Source organism: Thermoplasmata archaeon, assembly GCA_015063285.1.
In the GTDB taxonomy this organism is placed as follows: domain Archaea; phylum Thermoplasmatota; class Thermoplasmata; order Methanomassiliicoccales; family Methanomethylophilaceae; genus Methanoprimaticola.
In genome coordinates, this window is sequence record SUST01000003.1 from 143746 (window position 1) to 167684 (window position 23939).

Consider the following 23939-nt stretch of genomic DNA (forward strand, 5'->3'; position numbering starts at 1 on the left):
CCTCGAGGGGGTTAATCCTCCTTGGTCTCTACGTATCCGAACTGCTCAAGGGTCTTCTTTAGACCTAGCCATTTGCTCTTACACGCATCCCCTCCGGCCAGATCCTCCATTGTGCACAGCATACGGCCAAACTGCATTCCAGTCTCTGTAAGTTTCAGTACAGGCCATTTTTGGGATCTGCCGGGAATCGTCGTAATAACCTTGCTCTCTATCAGCTTGTCCAGTTTTATGGGCATGCGCGGGTTCTTCGATATATTGTCATAGATCTCTGTCCTGGTCTTAGGGCCGAAAAGATAGAGATACATTATGATCGCAGGAACATTCCTCTCAGTGAAGATTTCGTTGATCTTGAGATTATCGAACATGAACACATCATATCATCATCAGATTATATTGGGACGAGGAGTTACAACGGTTCTATCGACTAACGCCGTTAACACCTCACATCTTGTAACGAAGGATTGCACCCATGCCGCCAAGGGCCGCCAGTTCCTTTCCCCCGTCATGCTGGGATGATACGATGATGACCGATCCCTTCTGATTCTCTACCGCACGGACTATGTCATCCAGGTCCTGTTCACGTACCTTGCTGTCAAGGATCAGCAGTTTATCAACTGCACCTGCCATGGCTGCATTCATGACCTCATTGGGCCCGTAGGTCCCCAAACCGTCTTTGGCGATAGCAGTCATCAGCTGTTCGACCGCTTCCAATTCTACGCCTACAGACGATTCTCTCAGCACGTCGGCACCCATTCCTGCCTTCATGAGTTCGTTGATCCCTACCATTCCCGACTGACCGGTGTGGTAGACGTGAATCTTCTTGTACAGTTCAGAATCTATCTTCTTGAGATCTTCTGCAAGTGTCTCCTTCTCGAATCCGGGACCAAGCAGGACTAAGGGCATGTTGGGCTCGAGCAGAGTCTTCAATTTTGAATGGATCTCTCCGTGGTAACCGTCGATTGACGGTTTCTCTTCATACTGTTTTCCGGATCTCCCCGAACGAACGGTCGCCACCTCCTTAAGTCCGAACTGCCTCAGCACAGCTATGGTGGCCTCATCTTGATCCAAGGAGACGAATACGATGCGAGGTTTCTTGGATTCGCTCACAGCACGTTTGACTCTCTCAAGCTGAGTTGCCCTCCATTTCTTCTTCTGGATGGTAAGGTTGTCACCGTTCTCGAATATCAGGGTGTGGTGCTGTCCGATGTCCTGAGGCCCTGTCTCGATCGTTCCCAGAAGCTTGAGGCGGAGGTCGTCCTCGGAGAATTCTATCTTCTTTATTCTGATGCCCAGGGTCATGCGCTTCTTTTCCATCTTCTCTGCTCTGATCTTGTCGGCAGACTTCTCTTCGCGTCTTGTTGTCGAAGCGATGACCAGATCCTCAACCTCTATGATGTTGTATAGATGCCAAAGGTCCTCGTCGCTTTCCACCTGCAGCTTGATGCTCTCGTTAGATGGATCCTCTGCCAGAATGCGCATAGAAGGGGGATGGAGTGGAGTTATAGAATTGTATCGTTTTTGTCGTCAAATCGAAAAATGTCTGAAAACCGACAACTCAAAAAATCGTATGTAAAATCGAGAGACAAGGAATTATATACGCTACGTAAATCACTTGAATCTCGATGACAGGAGGCTACCTGGTCCTGCAAGACGGGACTGTATTTGATGGTCAGCTTTTCGGTGCAGACATCGAGAAAGCTGGAGAAGTAGTGTTTTTGACCGGAGGGGTCGACGGATATCAGGAATTGATAACCGACCCGGCCAACAAAGGAAAGATAATTGTCTTCACCTACCCTCTGATCGGAAATTATGGCGTTTCGAACGAATTCAATGAATCCGGTAAGGTTCATGTGAATGGAATTGTGGTCAGGGAACTTTGTACGGAACCCTCCGAGTTCTATAACGGAACATTGCTTGGCGATTTCATGGCCGAGAAAGGCGCAGTTGGGCTGACAGGTGTCGACACCCGTGAACTCACACTTAAGATCCGTAAGGACGGATCGATGAAAGGAAAGATCGTCAAGGAAGGGGCCGATATAAACAAAGTCGTGGAAGAACTCAAATCGATAAAGATCGACAGGTCCGTGAAGGATGTTTCCCACAAAGATGTCAAGAAGTTCGACAACGGCAAGGACGTCACCGTCGCTGTCATAGACTGCGGTACCAGGTGCGGTCTATACAAGTCTCTGGGCGAGAGGTTCAATGTCATAAGATTCCCTTATGATGCCAAAGCCGATGAGATCATCAAATCAGGTGTCAAGGGTGTAATAATCTCCAGCGGACCGGGATGTCCCTGCTCCAAGGAGATGGCGGTCACCGTGGAGACCATAAAGGGACTCTCTGGAAAGCTGCCGATTATGGGAATCGCTGCCGGTTCCGAACTGATCGCCCTCGCATTCGGTGCAAAGCTCAAGATGATGAAGTGTGGGCACCATGGATGCAATCAGCCTGTCAAGATCAACGGACGCATATGCATGACCTCACAGTCGCAGGATCTGGCCATCGATCCCGAGAGCATAGGTGCTACCGAACTCACAGTAACGCAGACAAACCTCAATGACAACGTCATCGAAGGTTTCAAGCACTCCAAACTGCCGATCTACGGATACGAATACCATCCGGAGGGAGGCACAGGTCAGGGGGACACGGTGTTCCTCTATGACGATTTCCTTGCTGTCATCAAGGGGGGATTGCAATGAAGAAGGATTACAAGAAGGTCCTGGTCATAGGTTCTGGACCTATAGTCATCGGTCAGGCAGCAGAGTTCGACTTCTCAGGAACCCAGGCCTGTCGTTCTCTGAGGGAGGAAGGCTACAAGACCGTCCTTGTGAATTCCAACCCCGCTACGATCCAAACAGATACGGAGACTGCAGATGCAGTCTACATCGAGCCTCTGAATGCCGAAACGGTAGCCAAGATCATCGAGAAAGAAGGTGTTGATGGTGTAGTCTCTGGTATGGGTGGACAGACCGGTCTGAACATCTGTTCGGAATTGGCAGAGAACGGAACATTGGAAAGACTCCACTGCGAACTCATCGGAACTCAGCCCGACGCCATTGCCAAATCGGAGGACAGAGAGCTGTTCAAGGAGGCGATGATGAAGATCGGTGAGCCGATCCCCATGTCTGAGAGCGTCAACACGATCGATGAGGCAATCGCCGCTGCCAACAAGATCGGAAGGTACCCTGTACTGGTCAGACCTGCATTCACATTGGGAGGAACAGGCGGAGGTATCGCTTACAACGAGGCTGAACTTAGGGAGATTACAGCCCACGGTCTCGCATACAGTCGTATCCACCAGGTTCTGATCGAAGAATCGGTCCTCGGATGGAAAGAGATAGAGTTCGAGGTGATGAGGGACTCGAATGACAGTTGTATCATCATCTGTAATATGGAGAACATCGATCCGATGGGAATCCATACCGGTGAGAGCATAGTCTGCGCACCTATCCTGACCCTTTCGGAGAAGGATGTGGACAAGCTCAGGAACTCCGCAATCAAGGTGATGAGAGAGTTGAACATCGAGGGAGGATGCAATGTTCAATTCGCATTCAACCCGAGGAACGGGGACTACAGGCTGATCGAAGTCAACCCTCGTGTGTCCCGTTCATCTGCCTTGGCTTCCAAGGCTACCGGATACCCTATTGCAAGAGTATCCATGAAGATAGGTCTCGGATACACTCTCGATGAGATTCCCAACAAGGTCACGGGAACAACGATGTCCGCTTTTGAGCCTTCGGTCGACTACGTCGTGCTGAAGATAGCGAGATGGCCTTTCGACAAGTTCCGTACAGTGGACAGACATCTCGGTACGCAGATGAAATCCACCGGAGAGACGATGGCCATCGGCAGGACCTTCGAGGAGTGTCTTTTGAAAGGCCTCAGGTCCTTGGAGATCGGTGTGAACGGTCTGGACAGGTTCGATGTCCTGGACAAGGACATAGACGATCTGCTTAGACATGCAACTGACCAGCGCATCTTCGTCATGGGAGAGGCACTCAGGAGAGGCTGGAATCCCGAGAAGATCGCTGAGCTCACCAACTGGGATGTCTTCTTCATCAGGAAATTGAAGAACATCATCAACATGGAGAACAAGATCAAGGCCGGACTCACGCCCGAGGTCCTCAAAGAGGCAAAGCTCATGGGATTCTCCGATGAGACCATCGGAGAGCTGTCCGGAAAGGCATCCTTGGACATACGCGAGCAGAGGAAGAAGCAGGGCCTCATCCCTGTATTCAAGATGGTCGACACATGTGCCGGAGAGTTCGAGGCAAAGACCCCGTATTTCTATTCCACATACGGTTGCAGAGAATCGGAGTCGGTGCAGGTCAAGGATAAGAAGAAAGTAGTCATCGTCGGAGGAGGTCCCATCAGGATCGGACAGGGAATAGAGTTCGATTACTGCTGTGTGCACGGAGTCATGGCCCTTCAGGAGGAAGGTGTCGATGCGGTCATCGTCAACAACAACCCCGAGACTGTATCTACAGACTTCGATATGTCCGACAGACTGTATTTCGAGCCGCTCACCCTCGGGGATGTTCTGAACGTCATTGAGGCAGAGGATGCTGACGGTGTCATCTGTCAGTACGGAGGACAGACGTCCGTTAACCTTGCGGTTGATTTGGAAAAGGCCCTCGCAGGTACCAAGACGAAGGTCCTGGGAACATCTCCGGACGACATGGATGTGGCAGAGGACAGACGCAGGTTCTCCAAATTGATGGATGAGCTGAAGATCAAGCAGCCCGCATCAGGTACCGGATATTCCTTCGAGGAGGCTAAGCAGATCGCAGAGGACATTGGATACCCTGTTATCGTCAGGCCCTCCTATGTTCTTGGAGGCAGAGCGATGGAGATCGTCTACTCTGCCGATGACCTCAAGACCTATGTCGAGAGCGCCGTCAAAGTCTCTAGGAACCACCCCATCTTGATCGATAAGTATCTCACAGATGCAATCGAGATCGATGTCGACTGTGTCGCGGACGGAACCGATGTCTATGTCGGAGGAATCCTTGAGCATGTCGAATATGCGGGATGCCACTCCGGGGATGCGACCATGGTCATGCCTCCCAAGATGATCGGACAGGATACTGTGAATGAGATCCTGGACATCACAAAGAAGGTCGCTTTGGCACTTCACATCAAAGGTCTGATGAACCTCCAGCTGGCGGTCAAGGGCAAGGAGATCTACATGATCGAGGCCAACCCCAGAGCGTCCAGGACAGTACCGTTCATCTCCAAGGCCACCGGAATCCAGATGGCCAAAATAGCCACCAAGATCATGCTCGGAAAGAAGCTGAAGGACTTCGGATTGACAGGATACAAGCAGTTGGACCATTATGCTGTGAAGGAAGTTGTCTTCCCGTTCCTAAAGCTCCCCGGAGTGGATTCTATCCTAACACCTGAGATGAAATCCACCGGAGAGGTCATGGGTATCGACGAGGACTTCTATGCTGCATGCTACAAGGCACAGGTCGCTGCAGGATGCAACTACCCTGTGGATGCAGGCGGAGTCTACATCACCGTGAACGACAACGATAAGGAGAAGATTCTCCCATCTGCAAAAGCACTGGACGAGCTTGGATTCACCATCTATGCCACTAAAGGGACCGCCAAGTATCTCATCGAGAACGGTGTGCCTGTGGCGACCCTCTATAAGGTGAGTGAGAACATGGCCCCCAACGCAATGAGCGCCATGAGAGAGGGTAAGATCCAAATGATCATCAACACCCCGACTCAGAAGTCTGGAGCCATCAGGGATGGAGCGGCCATGAGGAGACTCGCGGTCGAACTTCAGATTCCGATCATCACAACAATCCAGGGTGCCGAGATGACTGTTGGTGCCATCAAGGTCGCCAGACACGGTAAGACTGGTGTTAGAAGCATCACAGAGTACCACAGACTGGTGAACTGAAAACATTTAGGCGGGGAAACCCCGCCTTTTATTATTGTTTCAGATAGCCCCAAAGGGGCGTTCGAGAAATCAGTCGGAGATCATATCTCCAGGCTTTTTCTCTCCCTTGAAGCAGTCATTCAGCATCGTTACCTCCAACCTGTTGTAGGGGATCTCGATATCATTGTCTACAAATGCCTGATAGACTGCCATCCTCAGCGCTGAGGCGTCGGTAATCGTTCCGTTGAAGTCTCTTACAGTCACGCCTAATCTGAGTTCGATACCAGAGTCCTCGAAGCTTGTCATCCTCACATTGGGTGCAGCATGCTCACTGTCATGAAGGACAACCGGACTCTCATTCGCGACCTTCAGCATGACCTCTTCGGCCTTCTTCAAATCGACACCGTATGCCACCGAGAAGTAGACATACAGCCTGTATGCCTCGTCTTCCCTGGTGAGGTTGACGATCGTGGCTGCGGTCACAGCGTTGTTCGGCATAGTTATAATCTGATCCCTATCCCATCCGGTAAACTCGGTGAACATAAGTCTCACCTTCTGAACGATGTATACCTTATCGTTGATCTTCAGGAAGTCTCCCTTCTTGAACGGTCTTGTCATGAGCAGGACGATTCCGCTGAAGAACTGTGAGAGCACGTTCTGGGCACCCATGGTTATTCCGAGTGATACCACACCTGCACTGACAAGGATTCCCTGCAGATCCACTCCTAAGGAGCCGAGGATGGCGGCGGCACCGATAACCCAAAAGACGATCTTACCAATCATCTTGAACAAAGGTAGCAAGGTCATATCGATGGCGCTGTCATCGTTGTCTTCGAATCTTGAAAGGATTCCTTGAGCTAATACCAGGTATATCTTCCAAGCTATCAGCAGGGTGATTACAACATAGATAATGAATGAGAATCTGACAAAGTCAGAAATAAGTACAGCATCAGCGCCAAGGATACTCAGTCCCTGGTCTATGCTCAAGAAGAAGACTAAAATCAATATGAGTTTGGAGATCGCCTTCTCGAATTTCAGAGCATCATCCGTGGTTGTATGCTTGTCGAGGGCTCTTGCCAGTCTCGGTGCAATTAGCCTGGTGGCAAGGGCCGCAACTACCATCCAGAAGACGATGGTCACTAGGAAAGGGACGATAGGCGAATTGAATGGCGCCGGAAGTCTGTTCTCGAAGATTTCGAGGAACTTGTTGTAAGAACCCGATGTATCGAAGATAGTTTTGATTTCAATATCGAAATCCACTGTAACGCTTACGGGGTTGAGCTTCTCATCAACATCGTTAACATCGACGATCAGTTTCAAGTGAGCATTTTCATTCGAATCTACATAATCGTTGACGGTAATTTTTAGCGTTCCAGAGAGGACATTGGCATGATCCACTCCGTTCATCGGTACGATGAGACCATTGGATGGTTTTTCTGTTACTTTGACATCCTCGCATTCACTTACCACAGTGAACTTGGCTTCCAGATATTTCTCAGTGGTCCTGTTGACAACATTGATGTTCCATGAAGTACTTTCACCGTTTCCCAGAACCAAGCTTATTGGCTTTTCAGGTGCTTCTGTTCCAGGTATGGAGATGCTGAACTCGTTGGGAGAAAGACCATCGGATTCTTCCATAGGCAGAATGGGTGCGATGATTCCAGCAACGAGCAGGGACAGCACAACGGCCGCCATCATCTTACTTTTCATAGAGGGTAAATGTGCATGATAAATAAAGAAAGAGTGCGAGGGATGGGATTCGAACCCATGAACCACTAAGGACAGGATCCTAAGTCCTGCGTCTTTGACCTAGCTCGGCAACCCTCGCCTACTCGGCCCTATCTGTTAACTGATTATTAGAGTTTCGGGAATTGTATTTGATTAAATTCAATCTGGGAGCAATATTATCCGAGTTTATTCATATATAAAGTTGATTTGTTCAGCAAATTATTTTTTATTCAATTAGTAACACTTATTTCTAAATAGTAACACCAATATGACGGTGACAATGAGTGAAATCGATACAACAGCAAAATCCGATTTCAAAACTGAATATCGCAAGATGACAACAAAGAGGGTCGGGTTCATTGTTCTATGTGCTCTGGCTTGTCTCTTATTGTCTCTTTTTGCTGCCACCGTCGGTTCTTACGACATCTCCCCGGCAGATGTTTTCAACAGCATTATTGATGCAATTCTGGGGAGGGAACCGAGTGATATCACAATTTATCACATAGTGATCAATCTCAGGATGCCCGCTATTGTTACCGCTATAGTGTGCGGTTTTGGTCTTGCAATAAGCGGAGTATGTATGCAGAGTATGCTGAAGAATCCTCTTGCAGACCCTTACACGATGGGAATATCTTCTGGTGCCGGATTCGGAGCAGCCCTTGCTATGATTATAGGTTTCGAACTTGTGGCAGGGGCGGGCCTTGTTGTTAACGCATTCATATTCTCGTTGCTTCCAGCTCTGGTAATCCTATTTTTGAGTAAATTCCGTAATGCAACCCCTACAATGATGATACTTTGTGGTATCGCACTGATGTACCTTTTCAATGCAGCCACTCAATTGTTCATGCTCATTGCCGATCCTGAGGATCTTTCAGCAGTGTACAAATGGATGATCGGGTCTGTTGACGGTACTAGTATGGGTGAAGCTGGAATCGTTCTGATTGTGACAATTCTTGGAACGATCTATGTTCAATATATGTCCAACCAGTTGAATCTGATGGGTTTAGGCGATGAAAGCGCAAAGACTCTCGGTGTAGATGTCGAAAGAAAGAGATTGATTCTTCTTCTCGTCGTTACTCTAGTGGCGGCTACTGTCGTCAGTTTCACTGGTATCATTGGATTCATCGGATTAGTGGCACCACATATGGTAAGGGCCATCATAGGAACTGATAACAGGTATCTGATTCCTGCTTCGGGATTCTTTGGTGCGGTACTGCTTTTAGCATCTCATCTGGTGGCGATGACAATTGCTCAGCCTACGATATTGCCTGTTGGAGTGATAACTGCTTGTATCGGAGGTCCATTGTTCCTGTTCCTGATCCTTCGCAATTCCAAGGAGGTGTGGTCTTGACGGATGAAACAGCCGATTGCAAATCCATCCTCTTGGAGCCCCGCCAGTGTGACGACAATACGCCATTAAGCATCAAGATTGAGGACATGACGTTCGGTTATGATGAGACTAATATCCTTGAGAATGTAAATCTGGAGATAACTGAACCAGGATTGGTTTGTATCTTAGGGCCTAACGGTGTAGGCAAGACCACCATTGTGAAATGTATCAATAAGCTCCTCAAACCGAAGAGTGGTCACGTTTATGTGAATGGGGTCGACGTACATACTATGGGGCTTCTGGATATCGCTAAGATATTGGCCTTCGTTCCGAATTCACAATCCAACGTATTCTCGATGACTGTTCCCGAGGCCATCCTTATGGGTAGGCATCCGCGTGCTGGCTGGACTACATCCGAACGTGATATCAAGGTGGTGGATGCAGCCATAGATCTTCTTGGACTCCAGGAATTCTCTACCAGAGATATAAGACAGCTGAGTGCAGGACAGACGCAAAGGGTACTGATAGCCCGCGGATTAGTCCAGGAGCCTGACATTTTGATTCTGGATGAACCTACATCGAATCTTGATGTGAAATATCAGATGGACGTGATGAGGTTCTTGAAATCGTATGCCCGTGATAGAGGGATAATCGTTCTGATGGTCTGTCATGACCTGAATATCACAGCAGCATACGCAGACCGTGTAGTTCTCATGTATGGGAAAGGGGTGTTCGCAGACGGAAAGCCTGCAGAGGTACTGACGACTGAGAACATCAAAACTGTTTACAATGTAAACGCTGAAGTAAGTGATTTTAACGGGGTCCCTCAGGTGCGCCTGATCCCCGAATATGATTGAGTGATATCATGGCAATAAGCAAGAATGTGATGATAGCTATCATAGCGGTAGTCATCGTCGCTGTGGCCGCCGTTGCATTCATCGCGTTCTCCAACGGAGGAGGAAGCGACGATAATAATAACGGTGCTAGAGTAGGTGAAGAGATCAAAGAGAAGGATTTCCCGGACGCAGACTCCAGACTTTGGGTGTATGGAAACGCCAATGAGGATGATGTCTTGGATGAAGCCGATGTCACTGCATTGGAGGCAATGGTAAAGGGTTCTGTGAAATGGACTCAGTTGGCCGACGCAAATGCTGACGGAAAGATCAACGGTGATGATGTCGATTATCTCAAAAAGATCATCAATGCAAAGGAGTCTACAAAGCTGGATGTCTATTACATCGACAATTATTTCACCGTCGCAAAGGTCTCCTGGCCTGTAAAGACATTCGCAACAAGTTATTGCAGCGGACTGTACACCGCTGAGGCTACAGGATTGACACCTAAACTCGCAATGGTCGATGACACCATCGCGACATATTGGGCAAAGCTCAACAGCTATGCAGCAAAGGCTGTAAGTTTCGGAAGTACCGAGACTCCCAACTACGAGTCGATGATGGAACAGAAGATCAACGTATATGTGCCTGGTTACTGCGATGCAAAGGCCGACCCTCTATCCAAAGAGAAGCTGAATCCCGTCGGAATCGATGTGATGTTCATGAACACCTGTGATAATAGCGGTGTTCCATATCTTAACGAGTATATCGACCGTTCTATCCTGATGTTTGGATTCCTCCTGCAGGGTGACATGGATCAATGCTACGATTATCTCGAATGGCACGACAAGGTTCTGACAACTGTTGAGAACGCGGCATCTACTATCAAAGAGTCTGATAAAGGAGCACTTATCATGTCTAGGAACGCTCCCTCATACCAGACCACAGGAACATATAGTATCACTGGAAAGGGCAATACCAATATGATCCATGCTGATTGGGCGGGTTGCTATGTTGTGGCAGATCATACCACATGGTTACCCAACAATTACAACAATCTGAGGACCGAGGATATCCTGAAGGTACTGAAAGATGCTAAGAACGACGGACACCAGGTTGTATATTGGATCGACAATGAGCACGACGGTCTCCGCGGACAGAGGGATCTGGATGTGACTGTTGCATCATGGGCAGAGGAGTTGAAGACTGCTGAGACTGATAACTACTATCTCGGTATGGCCCGTGAGGCAGGAAACAGTCCATTGTATGTCATCGAGATGCTGTTCTACATGAACATAATGCACCCCGATCTTGTCAGTTTGGAATTCGATGAGGAGTTCTTCTATTTCATAGACAACTTCACATTGGAGACTGAGAAGTACAAGAAGGAGATGGACATAGACAACTTCTTCAAAGCCTACGGTTTCATCTGAGGCATCAAACGGGGGTCAATCCCCCATCTTTCATTATCTTTACATCTTTTCAGACATTGTACGCAGGATTTGCCTTATCTGTATGACCAAACCATAAAAAGGGAGGGATAGATAGAGGTCTCATTCAAAGGTGTTCAAATGCCGAATTTGCTTGCTGAAGAGGGAAAACAGCTCCTCCTCGGAAATGAGGCCATTGTCAGAGGGCTCATCGAGGCTGGAACGGGTTTCGCCTCGACCTATCCAGGTACCCCTTCGTCTGAAGTTGGAAACATTCTCGAGAAGATCTCGGACGAAGCGGGCCTATATTTCGAGTTCTCCACCAACGAGAAGGTGGCCATGGAAGTATCCGCTGCGGCAGCCTCATCAGGTGTGAGGTCATTCGTGTTCATGAAGCATGTCGGACTCAATGTAGCGGCCGATCCGATGATGACCTTGGCCTATGCCGGTGTCAGGGGAGGCATGCTCATAATGTCTGCTGACGATCCTTCATGTCACAGTTCCCAGAATGAGCAGGATAACCGTTACTACTCTACACTGGCGCTGCTCCCTATGATGGAGCCTTCCACACCTCAGGAAGCTAAGGATATGGTAAAGGAGGCATACAGGGTCTCTGAGGAGCTCACCCTGCCCCTCATATTCAGGACAACTACGAGAGTCAACCATGCACGCGGTGTGGTTGACCTAGGTAAGAAGGCAGAGCCAAAGAAGATCGGACATTTTGACAAAGATGTCGCAAGATTCGTCAACATTCCTGCATATGCGAAGCAGAACAGGGTGAGGCTTCTGGACCTATACAAGAAGGCACAGGAATTATCCGAAGCATCACAATACAACTTTGTTGAAGGCTCTGGAGATATCGGAATAATCACATCGGGTGTGTCTTACACCTATGTCCGCGAGTTCGTAAAGGGTGTTTCAATTCTCAAGTTGGGATTCACCAACCCTCTTCCGGAGAAGAAGATCGCCGAATTCATCAAGGGAAAGAAGGCAATCATCGTTGTAGAGGAGCTTGAACCCTTCGTGGAAGACCAGATACTGAGGATCTGTGCTCAGAACTCAATTAATGTTCCTGTCTACGGAAAGAGGTCGGGTCACCTTCCCAGACAATGGGAGTTCTCCCCTGACACGCTCAAGGGAATCAAAGAGTTCGTGGAGGTCCAGGAATTCAGTCAGCCTATGGCAAAGGTAGATGTGGTCCTTCCCAACAGGCCTCCGACACTTTGTGCCGGATGTCCTCACAGAGGAATGTTCGCAGCAGCGAAGAAGGCGGCAGGCACATCTGACGTCATCTATTGTTCTGATATCGGATGCTATACGCTTGGCGTACAGCCTCCGTTCAAGGCTGCAGATTTCATCATATGCATGGGAGGAGGAGCCGGAGCTGCAGGCGGATTTGCACAATCCACTGATCAGAAGGCGATTGCATTCATGGGGGATTCGACATTCTTCCATGCAGGAATCCCTCCGATGATCAATGCCCTGTTTAATAACCATAAGGTCGTCATCGTGGTACTGGACAACCGTACCACAGCCATGACGGGACATCAGCCCAACCCTGGAACCGGAAGGGACTTCGGAGGGGTCTCCACCGAAGCCATCGACATCAAGAAGCTTGTCGAAGGTGTCGGAGTCAAGTTTGTTCAGGAGATCAATCCCTATGATGTGAAGGCTGCCACCAAGGTTATGAAGGATGCTTTGGAGTTCGACGGTGTCGCTGTGGTCATTTCCAAATGCCCATGTCCACTGGAGCTCAAGAAGCAGAAGCAGTTGGTCATTAGGCAGGTCAACGTCGACCAGGATAAGTGTGTGAAGTGCTACAACTGCGTCAGGACCATAGCATGTCCTGCGTTATTCAAGAAGGACGGAGTCATCTCTACCGATCCAACCCAATGTATCGGCTGCGGTATGTGCGCCAATGTCTGTCCTACCGGTGCCATCGAGGTGAGACAATGAAGTACACTGTGCAGATTGTCGGAGTCGGAGGACAGGGAGTCCTCTTGGCATCCATGGTTCTCGGTAATGCAGCCATGGACATGGGATATAAGGTCGCTATGAGTGAGGTTCACGGAATGGCCCAGAGGGGCGGAAGCGTTCTTTCCACACTTCGTTTTGGTGACGATGTCATCAGCCCGCTGGAGGCGGCAGGATGTGCCGATCTTATAATGGGATTCGAGCCTGCGGAGACCTGTAGGAACCTGCCTCTTGGAAACAAGGATTCTATTGTTCTTATGAATCTTGACCCTGTGCTTCCCTCAATGGTTGCCGCAGGTTTCGAGGAGTATCCGGACATCGAGGACCTTAAGGATGCCGTTCTGAAGGCCAACAAGAATCTGTACACCTTGGATGCCACTAAGATCGCTATCGAAGCTGGAAAGGCTGTAGCGGCCAACGCGGTGATGATCGGTGCAGTAGCGGCCATGAAGGGATTCCCCATACCTAAGGATGTCCTTCTCAAGAGTTTGATCGCTCAGGTTCCTGAGAAGTTCAGAGACCTTAATGTCAAGGCATTCGAGATGGGCTATTCTTCGATGTCCTGATCTCTCAAAAAATCTTAAGGCGGGCATTCCCGCCTTTCTCTTTTATTATTGATAAAACCGGTTCGTAACCGGAAGAATTAAAGTGTGTCGGACGGCAGCGCCGTCCGACAGTGGAGGAAAAGTCAAGCGTTTATGAAGTCTGCTATGGGGGACTTCTGAACGAAGTTATCGAACACTGCCGCGCACTCTTCAGTTACATCGCGGTCATTGTTCTGGGGGTACTCGGCGACGCAGGCCTCGATGTGGGCCATAATGACCGAGTTGATGGACGAGTATGCCTCATCCATGGTCATGTCGGACATCCTGGAAAGGATGATGTCGTTGCCAATGGCAGCAGCGTAGGGGCAAACGGCCCTGATCTTTCCGAATCCGTCCTTTGCGACCTCAACCCTGGATCCCTCGAAGGAGAAGGGTTTGATCGCTACTGCAAATGTCATTACATTTTGGGATTGTGCGGCCTCAATCACGACTGGTGCGGCTCCGGTTCCGGTTCCGCCACCGAGTCCAGCCACGATGAAAGCCTTGTCGTAGCCGGCAAGAGCTTCCTTGATCTCCTCAATGTGGATGTCAGCACACTGCATACCGAGCTTAGCATCTCCCTTAGCACCCTCTCCGTGGAGGACGACACCTTTGCAGATGTAGATCTTCCTGTCGGCGGTGGAAGCGTGAAGGGCCTCCTTGTCGGTATTGATCGCGATAGTGTCCATGTCACACCTTCCGGTGAAAGCGCTTACGAAGTTGCATCCTGCTCCTCCGACGCCGACGATTGCGACCTTGTGTTTGTTCTCTGTGTTGTACACCATTGTGTGCATCCCCATTGTGTTTTGTTAAGGCGTTTCCAACAGCATGATCCGGTTGGCCTTAAGGCCAATCCCATCCACCGGATTATGCTTATTTCCCATCCCTTTTTGTGTTTCTTCACTTGTATGCGGCTTTCATCTGTGCTGCCCTGAATGCGTTCTCTATGGTTTCATCCTCTACGCTCTTGGGCACGATCTTGTCCAAGAGGCATTTTCTGATGAACTCCTCCTCAGATACGGCAAGACCGGTCTGTACGAGTCCGTTCAAGGTTTCCAACTGTACATCGCTAAGGCGGACGAAGATCCCGCCCTCCGCGGTCATGGGCTGTCCGGCCTTCATCGAGGCTATGTAACCCTTGATCGCGTCACGGATGAAGTCAGACCTGTTGCCGATGTCATGATCTCCCATGAAGTCCTCCATCATCTGGATTTCCTCGGGTCCCATCCTGATCGTGATCTTGGTTCCGTCGTCTGACATTTTCATCCTTCCTTGCTTGCAGTTTCCGTAGAGTCCCATCCCTTCTTTGACTGCAAGTAAGACTATGTCAGACAGAGTATATATAATTGTCGGACAACGTCTTACATTGTCCTCCGAAACGTCTTACAATATGTCGGACAACAATGTAAATGTCCGACAGACGTATCAATTACGTTTCTCCCCTATTATAAAGAAAGTATATTAAGAGTCGTCTTATTCCCAGCCACATCATTAGTAGGGATACAGTATGGCATACGATTACGGAACGATGGAGAAGAAATGGCAGACCCGCTGGATAGAAGCAGGTCTGGACAAGTCTGAAAGGGACGACAGTAAGCCGAAATTCATGGCTATCTTCGCATACCCCGGAGTAACGGGATACCTGCATGTCGGACACCTGAGAGGATACACCTACCTTGATGCCATTGCAAGGTACAAGCGTATGACAGGCTACAACGTTCTCTTCCCCGTAGGAACCCACGCCACTGGTAACGGAGGAATCAGCCTTTACAGGAGGATCTCCAGAGGGGACGAGGGTACCATAGATTATCTCAAGAGGAACGGCTGCACAGATGAGGATATCGCCAAGATGAAGGATCCTCTGTCTGTCATCGAGTTCTTCAATAACGTATATCAGAACGATTACTGGCGCAGGTTCGGATTCCTGTCCGACTGGCGCAGATTCACATGTACGCTCTATCCCGACTATGCGAAGTTCATCGAATGGCAGTTCATGAAGCTCCATGATGCAGGCATGCTGATCCAAAAGCCCTACTATGCACCAGTATGCCCTAACTGTGGACCCGTGGCAGTCGACGCATCCGAGACAGACATATCCAAGGGAGGAAAGGCTGAGACGCAGGAGTATACCCTTCTGAAATTCAAGCACGGCGATGAATTCCTCATTGCGGCAACACTCAGACCCGAGACTGTTTACGGACAGGTCTGTTTCTGGGTCGATCCAGAGACAGAATACAACAAGGTCAGATACAACGGCGAGACTTGGATCGTATCCCATCAGGCCGCAGAGAAGCTCCAGCTACAGAAAGATGGGGTTGAAGTTGTCGGTAAGGTCCCCGGAAAGGAAATGGTCGGCTGGATGTGCGAAGCGCCCATGATTCATCGCGAGATTCCTGTGTTCCCTGCCACATTCGTCAATCCCGATGTGGGTACTGGACTGGTCACATCTGTCCCGTCGGACGCGCCCGACGATTGGATTTCTCTGGAAGCGATCAAGAAGAATCCAGAGATGATCACCAAATACGGTCTCACGCAGGATATTCTGGACAAGACTGTCCCCATCTCGATCATCGAGATGAAGGGATACGGAGACTTCCCAGCAAAGGATATCATCGACAAGCTGGGAATCAAGGAACCTGGCGACCCCAAGCTTCTGGATGCAAAGCACATCGTCTATAAGGACGGATTCCACACCGGAAAGATGAAGGACATCTGTGGAGAGTTCGCAGGTCTTCGTGTCCAGGAGGCACAGGAGAAGATGAAGCAGGCCATGATTGCAGCAGGAGAGGCCGATGTCTTCCACGATCTCACAGAGGAGGTAGTCTGCAGATGCGGATCCCGCGTTCACATTAAGAGGATCGACGACCAATGGTTCATCAACTACGCAGATCCCAAATACACTCAGATGACGAAGGACCACTGCAAGGACATGGAGCTCAACCCTCCAGAGTGGAGCGACAATGTCTATGGTGTCCTCGATTGGTTCAGGGAGAGGGCATGTGTTAGGCTCGGAAACTGGCTCGGAACCAAGTTCCCCTATGATAAGAAATGGATCATAGAGGCCATCTCTGATTCCACCCTCTATCCAGTCTATTACATAATATCGATATACGCTAACGAAGGGCAGATCAAGCCCGAGCAGATGACGGAGGCCTTCTTCGACTATACGATACTTGGCAAAGGGGACATCGGACAGGTGTCTGACAGCACGGGCGTCCCTACGGATCTCCTCGATAAGATCAGGAAGGATGTGCTCTACTGGTATCCTCTGGACCTCAATCTCGGAGGAAAGGAGCACATGACCGTCCACTTCCCTGCTTTCCTGATGAACCATGTGGCCATTCTCCCGCCAGAGATGTGGCCCAAGGGAATCACGGTCAATTGGTATATCACTGGAAAGAAGGACAAGACCGGCGAGGCTACAAAGATCTCCAAATCCAAAGGAGGGGCCCAACCGATTCCCGGAGCTGCGGCCAAATTCGGTGTAGACGCCATGAGGCTGTACTACGCCAATGTGGCATCCATGTTCGTGGATGTGGAGTGGGATGAGGACACTGTGAACACCTACCGTCAGAGGACGGACAGGATCATGATTGCGGTCCAGGACCTCATTGCATCCGAATCAGATTCGCCGAAGACGGACATCGATTCATGGCTCATCTCAAGGTTCAACAACCATCTGGCCAACATCAGGAAGGCCATGGACAAGAACGATCTCAGAGCGATGACAACCATCGTGTACTTCGATATGTTCAATGACATGAAATGGTACAACAGGCGCGGCGGAAACAACAAGGAGACCATCCTGGATGCACTCAGGATATGGATCCAATGCATGATGCCTGTCACCCCGCATGTCGCTGAGGAACTCTGGGAGCAGGCAGGATTCGAGGGGCTCGTATCCGCAGGTCAGCTGCCCGAGCCCGACCAGTCGAAGATATCCATATCTGCGGAGTATGGGGAGAACCTCCTTAGGGAGGCCATGTCCGACATCACCGAGATCAGGAAGATCGCAGGAATCGATGTGAAGAAGATCGTCCTGTACACGTCATCTCAGTGGAAGAGGGACGTCATGCAGATGGCCCTCGATATGATGAAGGAGGGCAAGCTCACCATCCCCGATCTGACCAAGGCCTGCATGGCCCGCGAGGACCTGAGGAAGAACGGTAAGGCCGTATCATCACTTGCCCAGAAGGTTGCAGTGGAGTTCTCCAGATCTACAATAGAGCAGAAACTCCCGCTGGTCACCACTGATGAGGCTGCACTGTTCGGTTCAGCCGCGAAGTTCCTTTCAGAAGAGAACGGGGTCCCTGTCGAAGTATATTCAGCAGATGCTGAAGGAATATACGATCCTCAGGGTAAGGCAAAGGTCGCAGTTCCCGGAAGGCCTGCTATCTATCTAGAGTGAAAAACGTTAAAGGAGTGGGGTTAGCCCCTCACTCCCATCTTTTGTAAAGTTTGTGTTCCTGGCCGATCTGGTCCAGACATCTGCCGACTACTATGTTAACCAGATCGTCGACCGTCTTCGGTTTTGGGTAGAATCCAGGGTTGGCATCCACGATGCGCACCCCCAATCTCGCAAGTTTGAGCTCATTCTCCAGCATAATCGCGCTTTTCGGTGTCTCCCTGGGAAGAAGAATCAGTTTCCTATTCTCCTTCAGACATACGGCAACTGAGCGCGAAATCAGAGTATCTCCTATGCCGCATGCGAATTTTGCAAGAGACGATTCGCTGCACGGTGCAACCACCATAGCATCATAATTGTAACTCCCTGAAGCTATCGATGCGAACATCTGATCGTCTTCGAACACTTGATCAGCCAAAGAATATACCTCTTCAACAGTGTAATCCGTCTCAGCTGTAAGAATGGCTTTCGCTGTTTCAGACATGACCAGGATCTTCTCTCCCTTGAGTTCCTGAAGGAGCCGGATACCATAGATGGAACCTGATGCACCTGTGATAGCTACTACGAATCTCATGCAATCAGCTTGTGAAGAGGTCCTTTTTCTGATAGATCAGGTAGCTTATTATGAAACCTACAACGGCCAGTATGATTCCGGTAGGGTCAAGGAATACCATCATGAACAGGGTGACTCCTGATGATACCATGCAGCAGGTCAGAGCGACCTTGAAGTTCTGCAGTTTGCTACAGAAGTTCGCCGATACCAAAGCAAGAATTCCGCTGATGGCCAGAATCGCCCCTTCAGTTATGAATTTGAGTTTAACTGCCTGAATGGCGGCCTCGTCAACCAGCCCCAGCATGTTCATCAATTGATCGAAGTCGTCTTGGGTGATGACACCTTCTTTGACAAATTCGCGAAATGTATCGATCATCGATTCGAGTGATGCCCCGACCAGTAAGGTCAATAATGCCCCGATTATGGCCAGAATGCCGTAAACCATGATGAGGATGGGGATCGCACCAAGATCTTTCTTCAATCCTGAAGAAGGCCTTGCCGTGTATTCGACACGCTCGGAGGTACCTGCGTTCCTTATCGAAGCGCCGCACTCGGGGCAAAAATCAGCCCCATTCGGAAGTGATGCTCCGCATTTGTAACAGAACCGTATCTCATCATCTGTCATAGAATCTGCATATGTCTCTCCTTATTTAACGTGAAAGGCACATGGTTGACTGATTGCTCATGCCGAATTCTCTGCATCTTTGGATCTGATTCTCTTTGATATCGTCTTCAAGACGTTGATGCCGGCCTCTTCCAGCGCTATCACCATTGTCCAGAGGATGCAGATATACTGGCCTACTCCGCCGATTCCTCCGATGAGCACATAGAGGTAGTTGTCATGGAACAGTTCGTGTATCGAATCCCATAGCTCCATTGACATCAGCTCCGTATACGTCTGGACTGTGAGGAATTGCACATCCAGAGAACTCAATGCGAACATCGATGTGAATACCATCATGGCGAACAGGGGCTTCCTGAACTTTTGGTTATAGACGGATGCGGCTATCGCCAGGAAAGGTGTCATCAGGATCACATATTGGGGCGTTCCAGGATACAGCAGGACTATTATCACTGCGATGAACACATAGAGGAAGAACTGCCCATTCCCTTCTGGTTTCTTTTTGTAGTAGTGTATCGCCAAGAGAACTTCAAGAACCAATATGATGACATACATCAGGGTGGAAGTATGGCTAATAATCCATCCTCCAATGCCCGTATCGCTGGTTACTCTAGCAAAGATGAATGATAAGCTGTCCACTAGGTGTCCTTCGAGTATATGCGGGACCATTATGACTGCAGAAACAGCAATGGCTCCAGAAGCGGCCATGAACAGCCTCTTTTTCCATTGGTCTCTGTCGTTGACGATGAGATACGCGATAAGAATGAATATGATGAATCCTGGGAACAGTTTCAGGAAGACCGCTGTCGCCAGCAATCCTCCAGCCAGGATATCCTTTCCTTTGACCAGCATCAGGACGCAGAGCATGGTCAAGAGGGCAGATATGGAATCGAACATGGCCGATGATGTGCATATTATGATGACATGGAAGGCCAGGAAGAACAGAGCGAAGGTAATCTTCGCCTTGATCTCATCACTGGTTAGATCTTTCGCTATATAATATGCGACATACGCAGTCATCAGATCCGCTATCGTGAGCATCACCGTGAGGGCGAAATTGAATTCGAACGTGGTCACGTAGGCGATGCGGTCCGGTTCGATGTGGAGCAATTCGGGATTCATGACCCCCATATCTGCTACGCCCAGGCTAGTCATAATCTGCGAGAAGAAGGCCAGGATATACCCCCATACCGGCGGATAGTTGTATCCGGACACATCGTACAAGCCGCTCCCGGCTTCGATGTTTGAGATTATTACTGCCCACGAGTATGCATCCTCGTTAAACTTCAGGACTACGCCTATGATTAGTCTTATCGCAATTCCGAGGATGATGGTAATGATCATTCCCTTGCAGAAGAACCGATCGTCTCTGAAGAATCCCATCATTCCGCCTCATGCATTTGGCAGTATACTGGGAAGAATCCTCCCAGGATAATGTATACTCTTTCTCCCGACTGGACCTCTTTGGTCACATTGTAGTTCATAGTGCCTTTGAGGTCTTCTATTATCTCTGTGCCCGGACATACCCCGGAAGCAATGATTTGACCCAAATCTATCCTTTGACGTCTTGAATAGTCCCCTCCGATAATGCCTACAAGCCCTTCGCCATGTTTTAACAGGGTAATGCTGGCCTGTTTGCCGTCGGTGTACCCCATAGCGATATAATCGATATCTTCAGGAAGAGTGTCCAGTATCGGAGAGTATCTGAGTTCCGTGTTTTGGAAATAGAATGCATCGTAGAATCCGTTATCAATTGTACTGCTACCCAGAGCCGATGAATCCGAGCAATCCGCGCCTAGGAACAATGAAGGCCCTCCAGATACCGATTCAAGGCTGTCCGTATGAGATATGTATTTGCCGATGACGTTGCCGCACCAGTACAATCTTCCTCCTGTTTCGATCCATTTTAGGATCAAGGAATCGGATGTCCCGTCATATACTGTGTCCGGAAGACTTCCTGAAAGGAAGATGACGGCTTTGCCGATGCCGTCCGAAGTCATCAAATCCTGAAGCTCTTCAGCATCCAAGATCTTGGTGTTGTCGATGCCACGTAGTTTCAAAGTGGGGGCCATCTGTTGAACGTAGTATTCCTGATCCAATGCCCTTGCACCTGGTGAGACGGCTACATTCTCGACAGCCGATTCGTATTTTTCATCATAGTACACGAAGACGCCTGTAGGGGTGGGAAGAGAATCATTCATCACTACAAAATCGTATGTATATGACCCCTTACCAGAGACATTGACTTCTATGGAATCGCCTTTGATGTCCGCTGATGATGAGAAATCTCCATGGGATGAGGTCAATGATACGACCTCTCCTGTCAGTATCACTGCCAATAATACGAAGGCGATGACATACAGCTGAATAGATTTCCTTTGTTTCATCCGCCAACACTTCCCGGTCTCATCGATCCTTTTGGGAGTTCAATAAGTTCCTTGTTACTGTTTATCTTCCATTTCCGTACCGAATCCCAATTTAGCGTTCCTAACGGTCTCTGAAAGGAACCAAACAAGTGCTCCGATGAAACATATTAGTTGAGCTTCGCCGTATTTGACGACCTCGCCGTTGAGATATAGTACCCATGTGACTGCGATCACAGCGCCTGCTACGACGGTGGGGAGCAGGTATTTCCATTCTCTGTCGATGACGTTCTGAATGCATATGATTGCAGCTGAGAAGAAGAAAACGAATGCAAATGTCATCGATATGTAAAGGTGACCATCATAACTAGCCTCTTTGGATACGGCTCCCACCAGGAACATGAGTATTCCTGTCAAGATGAATGCATATCCACCAATCTTTGAGATTTTCTTTCCGTACTTGACGTATCCCATAGCGAATATCGCCAGAAGGATACCTGCAAGCATACATGCGCCGTTGAATATCCATTTGGAAGGCGACATGTAGTCCCCTAAGTCTGAGAATGAATTCAGTTTGATATCCCACTCCGGATACAGAATGATTGAAAGGATGGATCCTGCTCCCAAAACAATAGCGACGAGGAAACCAGCAATTGTGTAGAGTCTCGAAGGACCCATCTCATCGAACATGTTCTGACATGCGAGTTGGCATTAAAGTATTAACGCATGCACCTCTGCAGTGTAGACATCACCGTTGTTCGATATCCATCCTGTTGATGCATTTTTAGCAGAATAGTTCAAATACTATCGCATTATCTCGGCAAATACGGATATCAGAATCTCGTTTGTGGATTCTGCCGTGGAGGATGTTTCATCCTCAGGCCGTACGGGGGCAAGGTGCCGAACGTACGGAGTACGAGTAACTCTTGTTATACATAATTATTTTAGCAACGCTTATATACAATACCTCTATACCAAAGTCTCAGTTAGGTCCACGCTATGTGGACATTAGCGAGGTAATGAAATGGTAACTGTCTACGATGTTCCTGCCGAGCAGCTCATACTCAAGACGGCCCAGAAGCTGAAGGAGAACGACAAGATCGTTCCTCCCGAGTGGGCCGAGTATGTGAAGACCGGAAGGCACACAGAGAGAGCGCCTTCCCAGGATGACTGGTGGTACACTCGTGCCGCCTCCATCATGAGGAAGTTGTACGTCAAAGGACCGATGGGATCCTCCAAGCTCGCCGCCGAGTACGGTGGTTACGCTGACAGGGGATCAATGCCTAACCAGGCAGTCAAGGGAAGCCGCAACATCGCAAGGAAATGCCTGATGCAGCTCGAGGCCGCCGGTTATCTGGTATCCAAGGACAAAGAGGGCCGCGCAATCAGCCCTGCAGGTCAGTCCCTTCTGGACAACACTGCGAAAGAGGTCTACGACGAGATGAAGGCCTGAAAGGAGGTATCAGCAATGGACGATCCGGAATTAGAGGCATTGAGGCAGAGGCGCATGCAGGAGCTCCAGCAGCAGGCTATGCAGCAGCAACAGCAGGAGCAGCAGAGGCAGCAGGCCGAGATGCAGTTGCAGAACGCTATGAGGCAGATCCTGACCCCCGAGGCCAGGGACAGGCTCAACAACATAAAGCTCGCTAACCCACAGATGGGTCAGCAGATAGAAATGCAGTTGGTCCAGTTAGCCCAGAGCGGAAGGATTCCCGTCCCCGTCGATGACGAGATGCTGAGAAACATCCTAGGGCAGATCACCCCCAAGAAGAGGGAGATCACCATAGAGAGGAGATAATCATGTCAAGTACAAAGGCCCCCGCAATGAAGGCAAGACTGAACAAGAAGGTCAAGCAGAACCGCCGTGTCCCCGCATGGGTCATGATGAGGACAAGCAGGCAGTTCCTCCGCCACCCTAAGAGAAGGTCATGGCGCATGAGCAAGATTAAGGAGTGATTCGCATGGCAGATGAAATCGAGAGAACAATCGTTGTCCCCCTGAGGAAGACAAAGCAGGCACCCCGCACACGCAGGACCAACCGTGCTGTCAAGGAGCTTAGGGAGAACATCGCCAGGCACATGAAGGCCGAGCAGGACCAGATCTGGATTGACGCCAGCGTCAACGAGAAGCTCTGGGCCAACGGTATCCGTAACCCTCCAAACAAGATCACCGTCAAAGCTGTCAAGTTCGACGACGGTCTTGTCGAAGTCTCACTCGCAGAGTGAGG

Annotated in this window: 22 protein-coding genes and 1 tRNA gene; 12 read left to right on the forward strand and 11 right to left on the reverse strand. The window is 49.4% G+C overall.

Going from position 1 to position 23939, the window contains the following annotated elements; all coding sequences use genetic code 11:
- Positions 1–11: 11 nt before the first annotated feature.
- Both E7Z62_03305 and E7Z62_03310 read right to left on the reverse strand, forming a co-directional pair.
- The gene (locus E7Z62_03305; GenBank protein ID MBE6522139.1) at positions 12–365 is read right to left on the reverse strand and encodes a hypothetical protein; all 354 of its coding nucleotides are present in this window, start codon (positions 363–365) and stop codon (positions 12–14) included.
- A 76-nt stretch (positions 366–441) separates the two neighbouring features.
- On the reverse strand, positions 442–1479 hold the full coding sequence (locus tag E7Z62_03310) for an mRNA surveillance protein pelota (protein MBE6522140.1): 1038 nt from the start codon (positions 1477–1479) through the stop codon (positions 442–444).
- Positions 1480–1622: 143 nt separating this feature from the next.
- Between E7Z62_03310 and E7Z62_03315 the strand changes: the two genes are divergently transcribed.
- Positions 1623–2699, forward strand: a complete 1077-nt coding sequence (locus tag E7Z62_03315; GenBank protein MBE6522141.1) for a carbamoyl phosphate synthase small subunit — start codon at positions 1623–1625, stop codon at positions 2697–2699.
- The gene (carB, locus tag E7Z62_03320) at positions 2696–5911 is read left to right on the forward strand and encodes a carbamoyl-phosphate synthase large subunit (protein ID MBE6522142.1); all 3216 of its coding nucleotides are present in this window, start codon (positions 2696–2698) and stop codon (positions 5909–5911) included. Before E7Z62_03315 ends, carB begins: the two co-directional genes overlap by 4 nt.
- A 69-nt stretch (positions 5912–5980) precedes the next feature.
- Here the strand turns inward: carB and E7Z62_03325 are convergent, their stop codons facing one another.
- Together E7Z62_03325 and E7Z62_03330 are read right to left on the reverse strand one after the other, a co-directional pair.
- Positions 5981–7600 carry a mechanosensitive ion channel gene (locus E7Z62_03325; GenBank protein ID MBE6522143.1) on the reverse strand — a complete coding sequence of 540 codons (1620 nt, stop codon included), beginning with the start codon at positions 7598–7600 and terminating at the stop codon, positions 5981–5983.
- Positions 7601–7634: 34 nt separating this feature from the next.
- Positions 7635–7718: transfer RNA gene (locus tag E7Z62_03330), tRNA-Leu, on the reverse strand.
- Positions 7719–7886: 168 nt separating this feature from the next.
- Between E7Z62_03330 and E7Z62_03335 the strand changes: the two genes are divergently transcribed.
- The 5 genes from E7Z62_03335 to E7Z62_03355 all read left to right on the forward strand — a co-directional run bounded on the left by E7Z62_03335 (position 7887) and on the right by E7Z62_03355 (position 13751).
- Entirely contained in the window at positions 7887–8969 is a 1083-nt protein-coding gene (locus E7Z62_03335; GenBank protein ID MBE6522144.1) for an iron ABC transporter permease, read from the forward strand.
- A gap of 86 nt (positions 8970–9055) precedes the next feature.
- The gene (locus tag E7Z62_03340; protein MBE6522145.1) at positions 9056–9805 is read left to right on the forward strand and encodes an ABC transporter ATP-binding protein; all 750 of its coding nucleotides are present in this window, start codon (positions 9056–9058) and stop codon (positions 9803–9805) included.
- Positions 9806–9813: 8 nt separating this feature from the next.
- Complete coding sequence (locus E7Z62_03345; GenBank protein ID MBE6522146.1) at positions 9814–11214, forward strand: hypothetical protein; 1401 nt, start codon at positions 9814–9816, stop codon at positions 11212–11214.
- A 138-nt stretch (positions 11215–11352) separates the two neighbouring features.
- The gene (gene iorA, locus E7Z62_03350; GenBank protein ID MBE6522147.1) at positions 11353–13167 is read left to right on the forward strand and encodes an indolepyruvate ferredoxin oxidoreductase subunit alpha; all 1815 of its coding nucleotides are present in this window, start codon (positions 11353–11355) and stop codon (positions 13165–13167) included.
- Positions 13164–13751, forward strand: a complete 588-nt coding sequence (locus E7Z62_03355) for a 2-oxoacid:ferredoxin oxidoreductase subunit gamma (GenBank protein ID MBE6522148.1) — start codon at positions 13164–13166, stop codon at positions 13749–13751. Before iorA ends, E7Z62_03355 begins: the two co-directional genes overlap by 4 nt.
- A 122-nt stretch (positions 13752–13873) precedes the next feature.
- Here E7Z62_03355 and E7Z62_03360 read toward each other — a convergent pair whose 3' ends face one another.
- Together E7Z62_03360 and E7Z62_03365 are read right to left on the reverse strand one after the other, a co-directional pair.
- Entirely contained in the window at positions 13874–14569 is a 696-nt protein-coding gene (locus E7Z62_03360; protein ID MBE6522149.1) for a cell division protein FtsZ, read from the reverse strand.
- 100 nt (positions 14570–14669) lie between these two features.
- Complete coding sequence (locus E7Z62_03365; GenBank protein MBE6522150.1) at positions 14670–15029, reverse strand: hypothetical protein; 360 nt, start codon at positions 15027–15029, stop codon at positions 14670–14672.
- A gap of 247 nt (positions 15030–15276) precedes the next feature.
- On the opposite strand from E7Z62_03365, the gene leuS reads away from it, so the two are divergent.
- On the forward strand, positions 15277–18177 hold the full coding sequence (leuS, locus tag E7Z62_03370; GenBank protein MBE6522151.1) for a leucine--tRNA ligase: 2901 nt from the start codon (positions 15277–15279) through the stop codon (positions 18175–18177).
- 28 nt (positions 18178–18205) lie between these two features.
- Here leuS and E7Z62_03375 read toward each other — a convergent pair whose 3' ends face one another.
- Genes E7Z62_03375 through E7Z62_03395 form a run of 5 tightly spaced genes read right to left on the reverse strand, consistent with a single transcriptional unit; the run spans position 18206 to position 22402 of the window.
- On the reverse strand, positions 18206–18748 hold the full coding sequence (locus E7Z62_03375; GenBank protein MBE6522152.1) for a UbiX family flavin prenyltransferase: 543 nt from the start codon (positions 18746–18748) through the stop codon (positions 18206–18208).
- Between the two features lie 4 nt (positions 18749–18752).
- Positions 18753–19352 carry a zinc-ribbon domain-containing protein gene (locus tag E7Z62_03380; GenBank protein MBE6522153.1) on the reverse strand — a complete coding sequence of 200 codons (600 nt, stop codon included), beginning with the start codon at positions 19350–19352 and terminating at the stop codon, positions 18753–18755.
- Positions 19353–19409: 57 nt separating this feature from the next.
- Positions 19410–20735, reverse strand: a complete 1326-nt coding sequence (locus tag E7Z62_03385; GenBank protein MBE6522154.1) for a DUF2029 domain-containing protein — start codon at positions 20733–20735, stop codon at positions 19410–19412.
- On the reverse strand, positions 20732–21736 hold the full coding sequence (locus E7Z62_03390; protein ID MBE6522155.1) for a hypothetical protein: 1005 nt from the start codon (positions 21734–21736) through the stop codon (positions 20732–20734). Before E7Z62_03390 ends, E7Z62_03385 begins: the two co-directional genes overlap by 4 nt.
- A gap of 54 nt (positions 21737–21790) precedes the next feature.
- Positions 21791–22402, reverse strand: a complete 612-nt coding sequence (locus E7Z62_03395) for a DUF998 domain-containing protein (protein MBE6522156.1) — start codon at positions 22400–22402, stop codon at positions 21791–21793.
- Between the two features lie 334 nt (positions 22403–22736).
- On the opposite strand from E7Z62_03395, the gene E7Z62_03400 reads away from it, so the two are divergent.
- From E7Z62_03400 to E7Z62_03415, 4 genes are read left to right on the forward strand one after another with little or no spacing between them, the layout of a single operon-like run.
- Positions 22737–23165, forward strand: coding sequence for a 30S ribosomal protein S19e (locus E7Z62_03400; protein MBE6522157.1), 429 nt, complete (start codon positions 22737–22739; stop codon positions 23163–23165).
- Between the two features lie 15 nt (positions 23166–23180).
- On the forward strand, positions 23181–23510 hold the full coding sequence (locus tag E7Z62_03405; GenBank protein MBE6522158.1) for a DNA-binding protein: 330 nt from the start codon (positions 23181–23183) through the stop codon (positions 23508–23510).
- Positions 23511–23512: 2 nt separating this feature from the next.
- A complete protein-coding gene (locus tag E7Z62_03410; GenBank protein ID MBE6522159.1) occupies positions 23513–23668 on the forward strand; it encodes a 50S ribosomal protein L39e in 156 nt (51 codons plus the stop codon).
- Between the two features lie 5 nt (positions 23669–23673).
- A complete protein-coding gene (locus tag E7Z62_03415; GenBank protein ID MBE6522160.1) occupies positions 23674–23937 on the forward strand; it encodes a 50S ribosomal protein L31e in 264 nt (87 codons plus the stop codon).
- Positions 23938–23939: the final 2 nt, after the last annotated feature.

Bases quoted from the DNA above. Each gene is read 5' to 3' on its own strand.
- E7Z62_03390 (MBE6522155.1), bottom strand. From the start codon at position 21,736: ATGAAACAAAGGAAATCTATTCAGCTGTATGTCATCGCCTTCGTATTA.
- leuS (MBE6522151.1), top strand. From the start codon at position 15,277: ATGGCATACGATTACGGAACGATGGAGAAGAAATGGCAGACCCGCTGG.
- E7Z62_03395 (MBE6522156.1), bottom strand. From the start codon at position 22,402: ATGTTCGATGAGATGGGTCCTTCGAGACTCTACACAATTGCTGGTTTC.
- E7Z62_03345 (MBE6522146.1), top strand. From the start codon at position 9,814: ATGGCAATAAGCAAGAATGTGATGATAGCTATCATAGCGGTAGTCATC.
- E7Z62_03400 (MBE6522157.1), top strand. From the start codon at position 22,737: ATGGTAACTGTCTACGATGTTCCTGCCGAGCAGCTCATACTCAAGACG.
- E7Z62_03315 (MBE6522141.1), top strand. From the start codon at position 1,623: ATGACAGGAGGCTACCTGGTCCTGCAAGACGGGACTGTATTTGATGGT.
- E7Z62_03325 (MBE6522143.1), bottom strand. From the start codon at position 7,600: ATGAAAAGTAAGATGATGGCGGCCGTTGTGCTGTCCCTGCTCGTTGCT.
- iorA (MBE6522147.1), top strand. From the start codon at position 11,353: ATGCCGAATTTGCTTGCTGAAGAGGGAAAACAGCTCCTCCTCGGAAAT.
- E7Z62_03380 (MBE6522153.1), bottom strand. From the start codon at position 19,352: ATGACAGATGATGAGATACGGTTCTGTTACAAATGCGGAGCATCACTT.
- E7Z62_03310 (MBE6522140.1), bottom strand. From the start codon at position 1,479: ATGCGCATTCTGGCAGAGGATCCATCTAACGAGAGCATCAAGCTGCAG.
- E7Z62_03360 (MBE6522149.1), bottom strand. From the start codon at position 14,569: ATGGGGATGCACACAATGGTGTACAACACAGAGAACAAACACAAGGTC.
- E7Z62_03305 (MBE6522139.1), bottom strand. From the start codon at position 365: ATGTTCGATAATCTCAAGATCAACGAAATCTTCACTGAGAGGAATGTT.
- E7Z62_03410 (MBE6522159.1), top strand. From the start codon at position 23,513: ATGTCAAGTACAAAGGCCCCCGCAATGAAGGCAAGACTGAACAAGAAG.
- E7Z62_03385 (MBE6522154.1), bottom strand. From the start codon at position 20,735: ATGATGGGATTCTTCAGAGACGATCGGTTCTTCTGCAAGGGAATGATC.
- E7Z62_03375 (MBE6522152.1), bottom strand. From the start codon at position 18,748: ATGAGATTCGTAGTAGCTATCACAGGTGCATCAGGTTCCATCTATGGT.
- E7Z62_03335 (MBE6522144.1), top strand. From the start codon at position 7,887: ATGACGGTGACAATGAGTGAAATCGATACAACAGCAAAATCCGATTTC.
- E7Z62_03365 (MBE6522150.1), bottom strand. From the start codon at position 15,029: ATGTCAGACGACGGAACCAAGATCACGATCAGGATGGGACCCGAGGAA.
- E7Z62_03415 (MBE6522160.1), top strand. From the start codon at position 23,674: ATGGCAGATGAAATCGAGAGAACAATCGTTGTCCCCCTGAGGAAGACA.
- E7Z62_03340 (MBE6522145.1), top strand. From the start codon at position 9,056: ATGACGTTCGGTTATGATGAGACTAATATCCTTGAGAATGTAAATCTG.
- carB (MBE6522142.1), top strand. From the start codon at position 2,696: ATGAAGAAGGATTACAAGAAGGTCCTGGTCATAGGTTCTGGACCTATA.
- E7Z62_03405 (MBE6522158.1), top strand. From the start codon at position 23,181: ATGGACGATCCGGAATTAGAGGCATTGAGGCAGAGGCGCATGCAGGAG.
- E7Z62_03355 (MBE6522148.1), top strand. From the start codon at position 13,164: ATGAAGTACACTGTGCAGATTGTCGGAGTCGGAGGACAGGGAGTCCTC.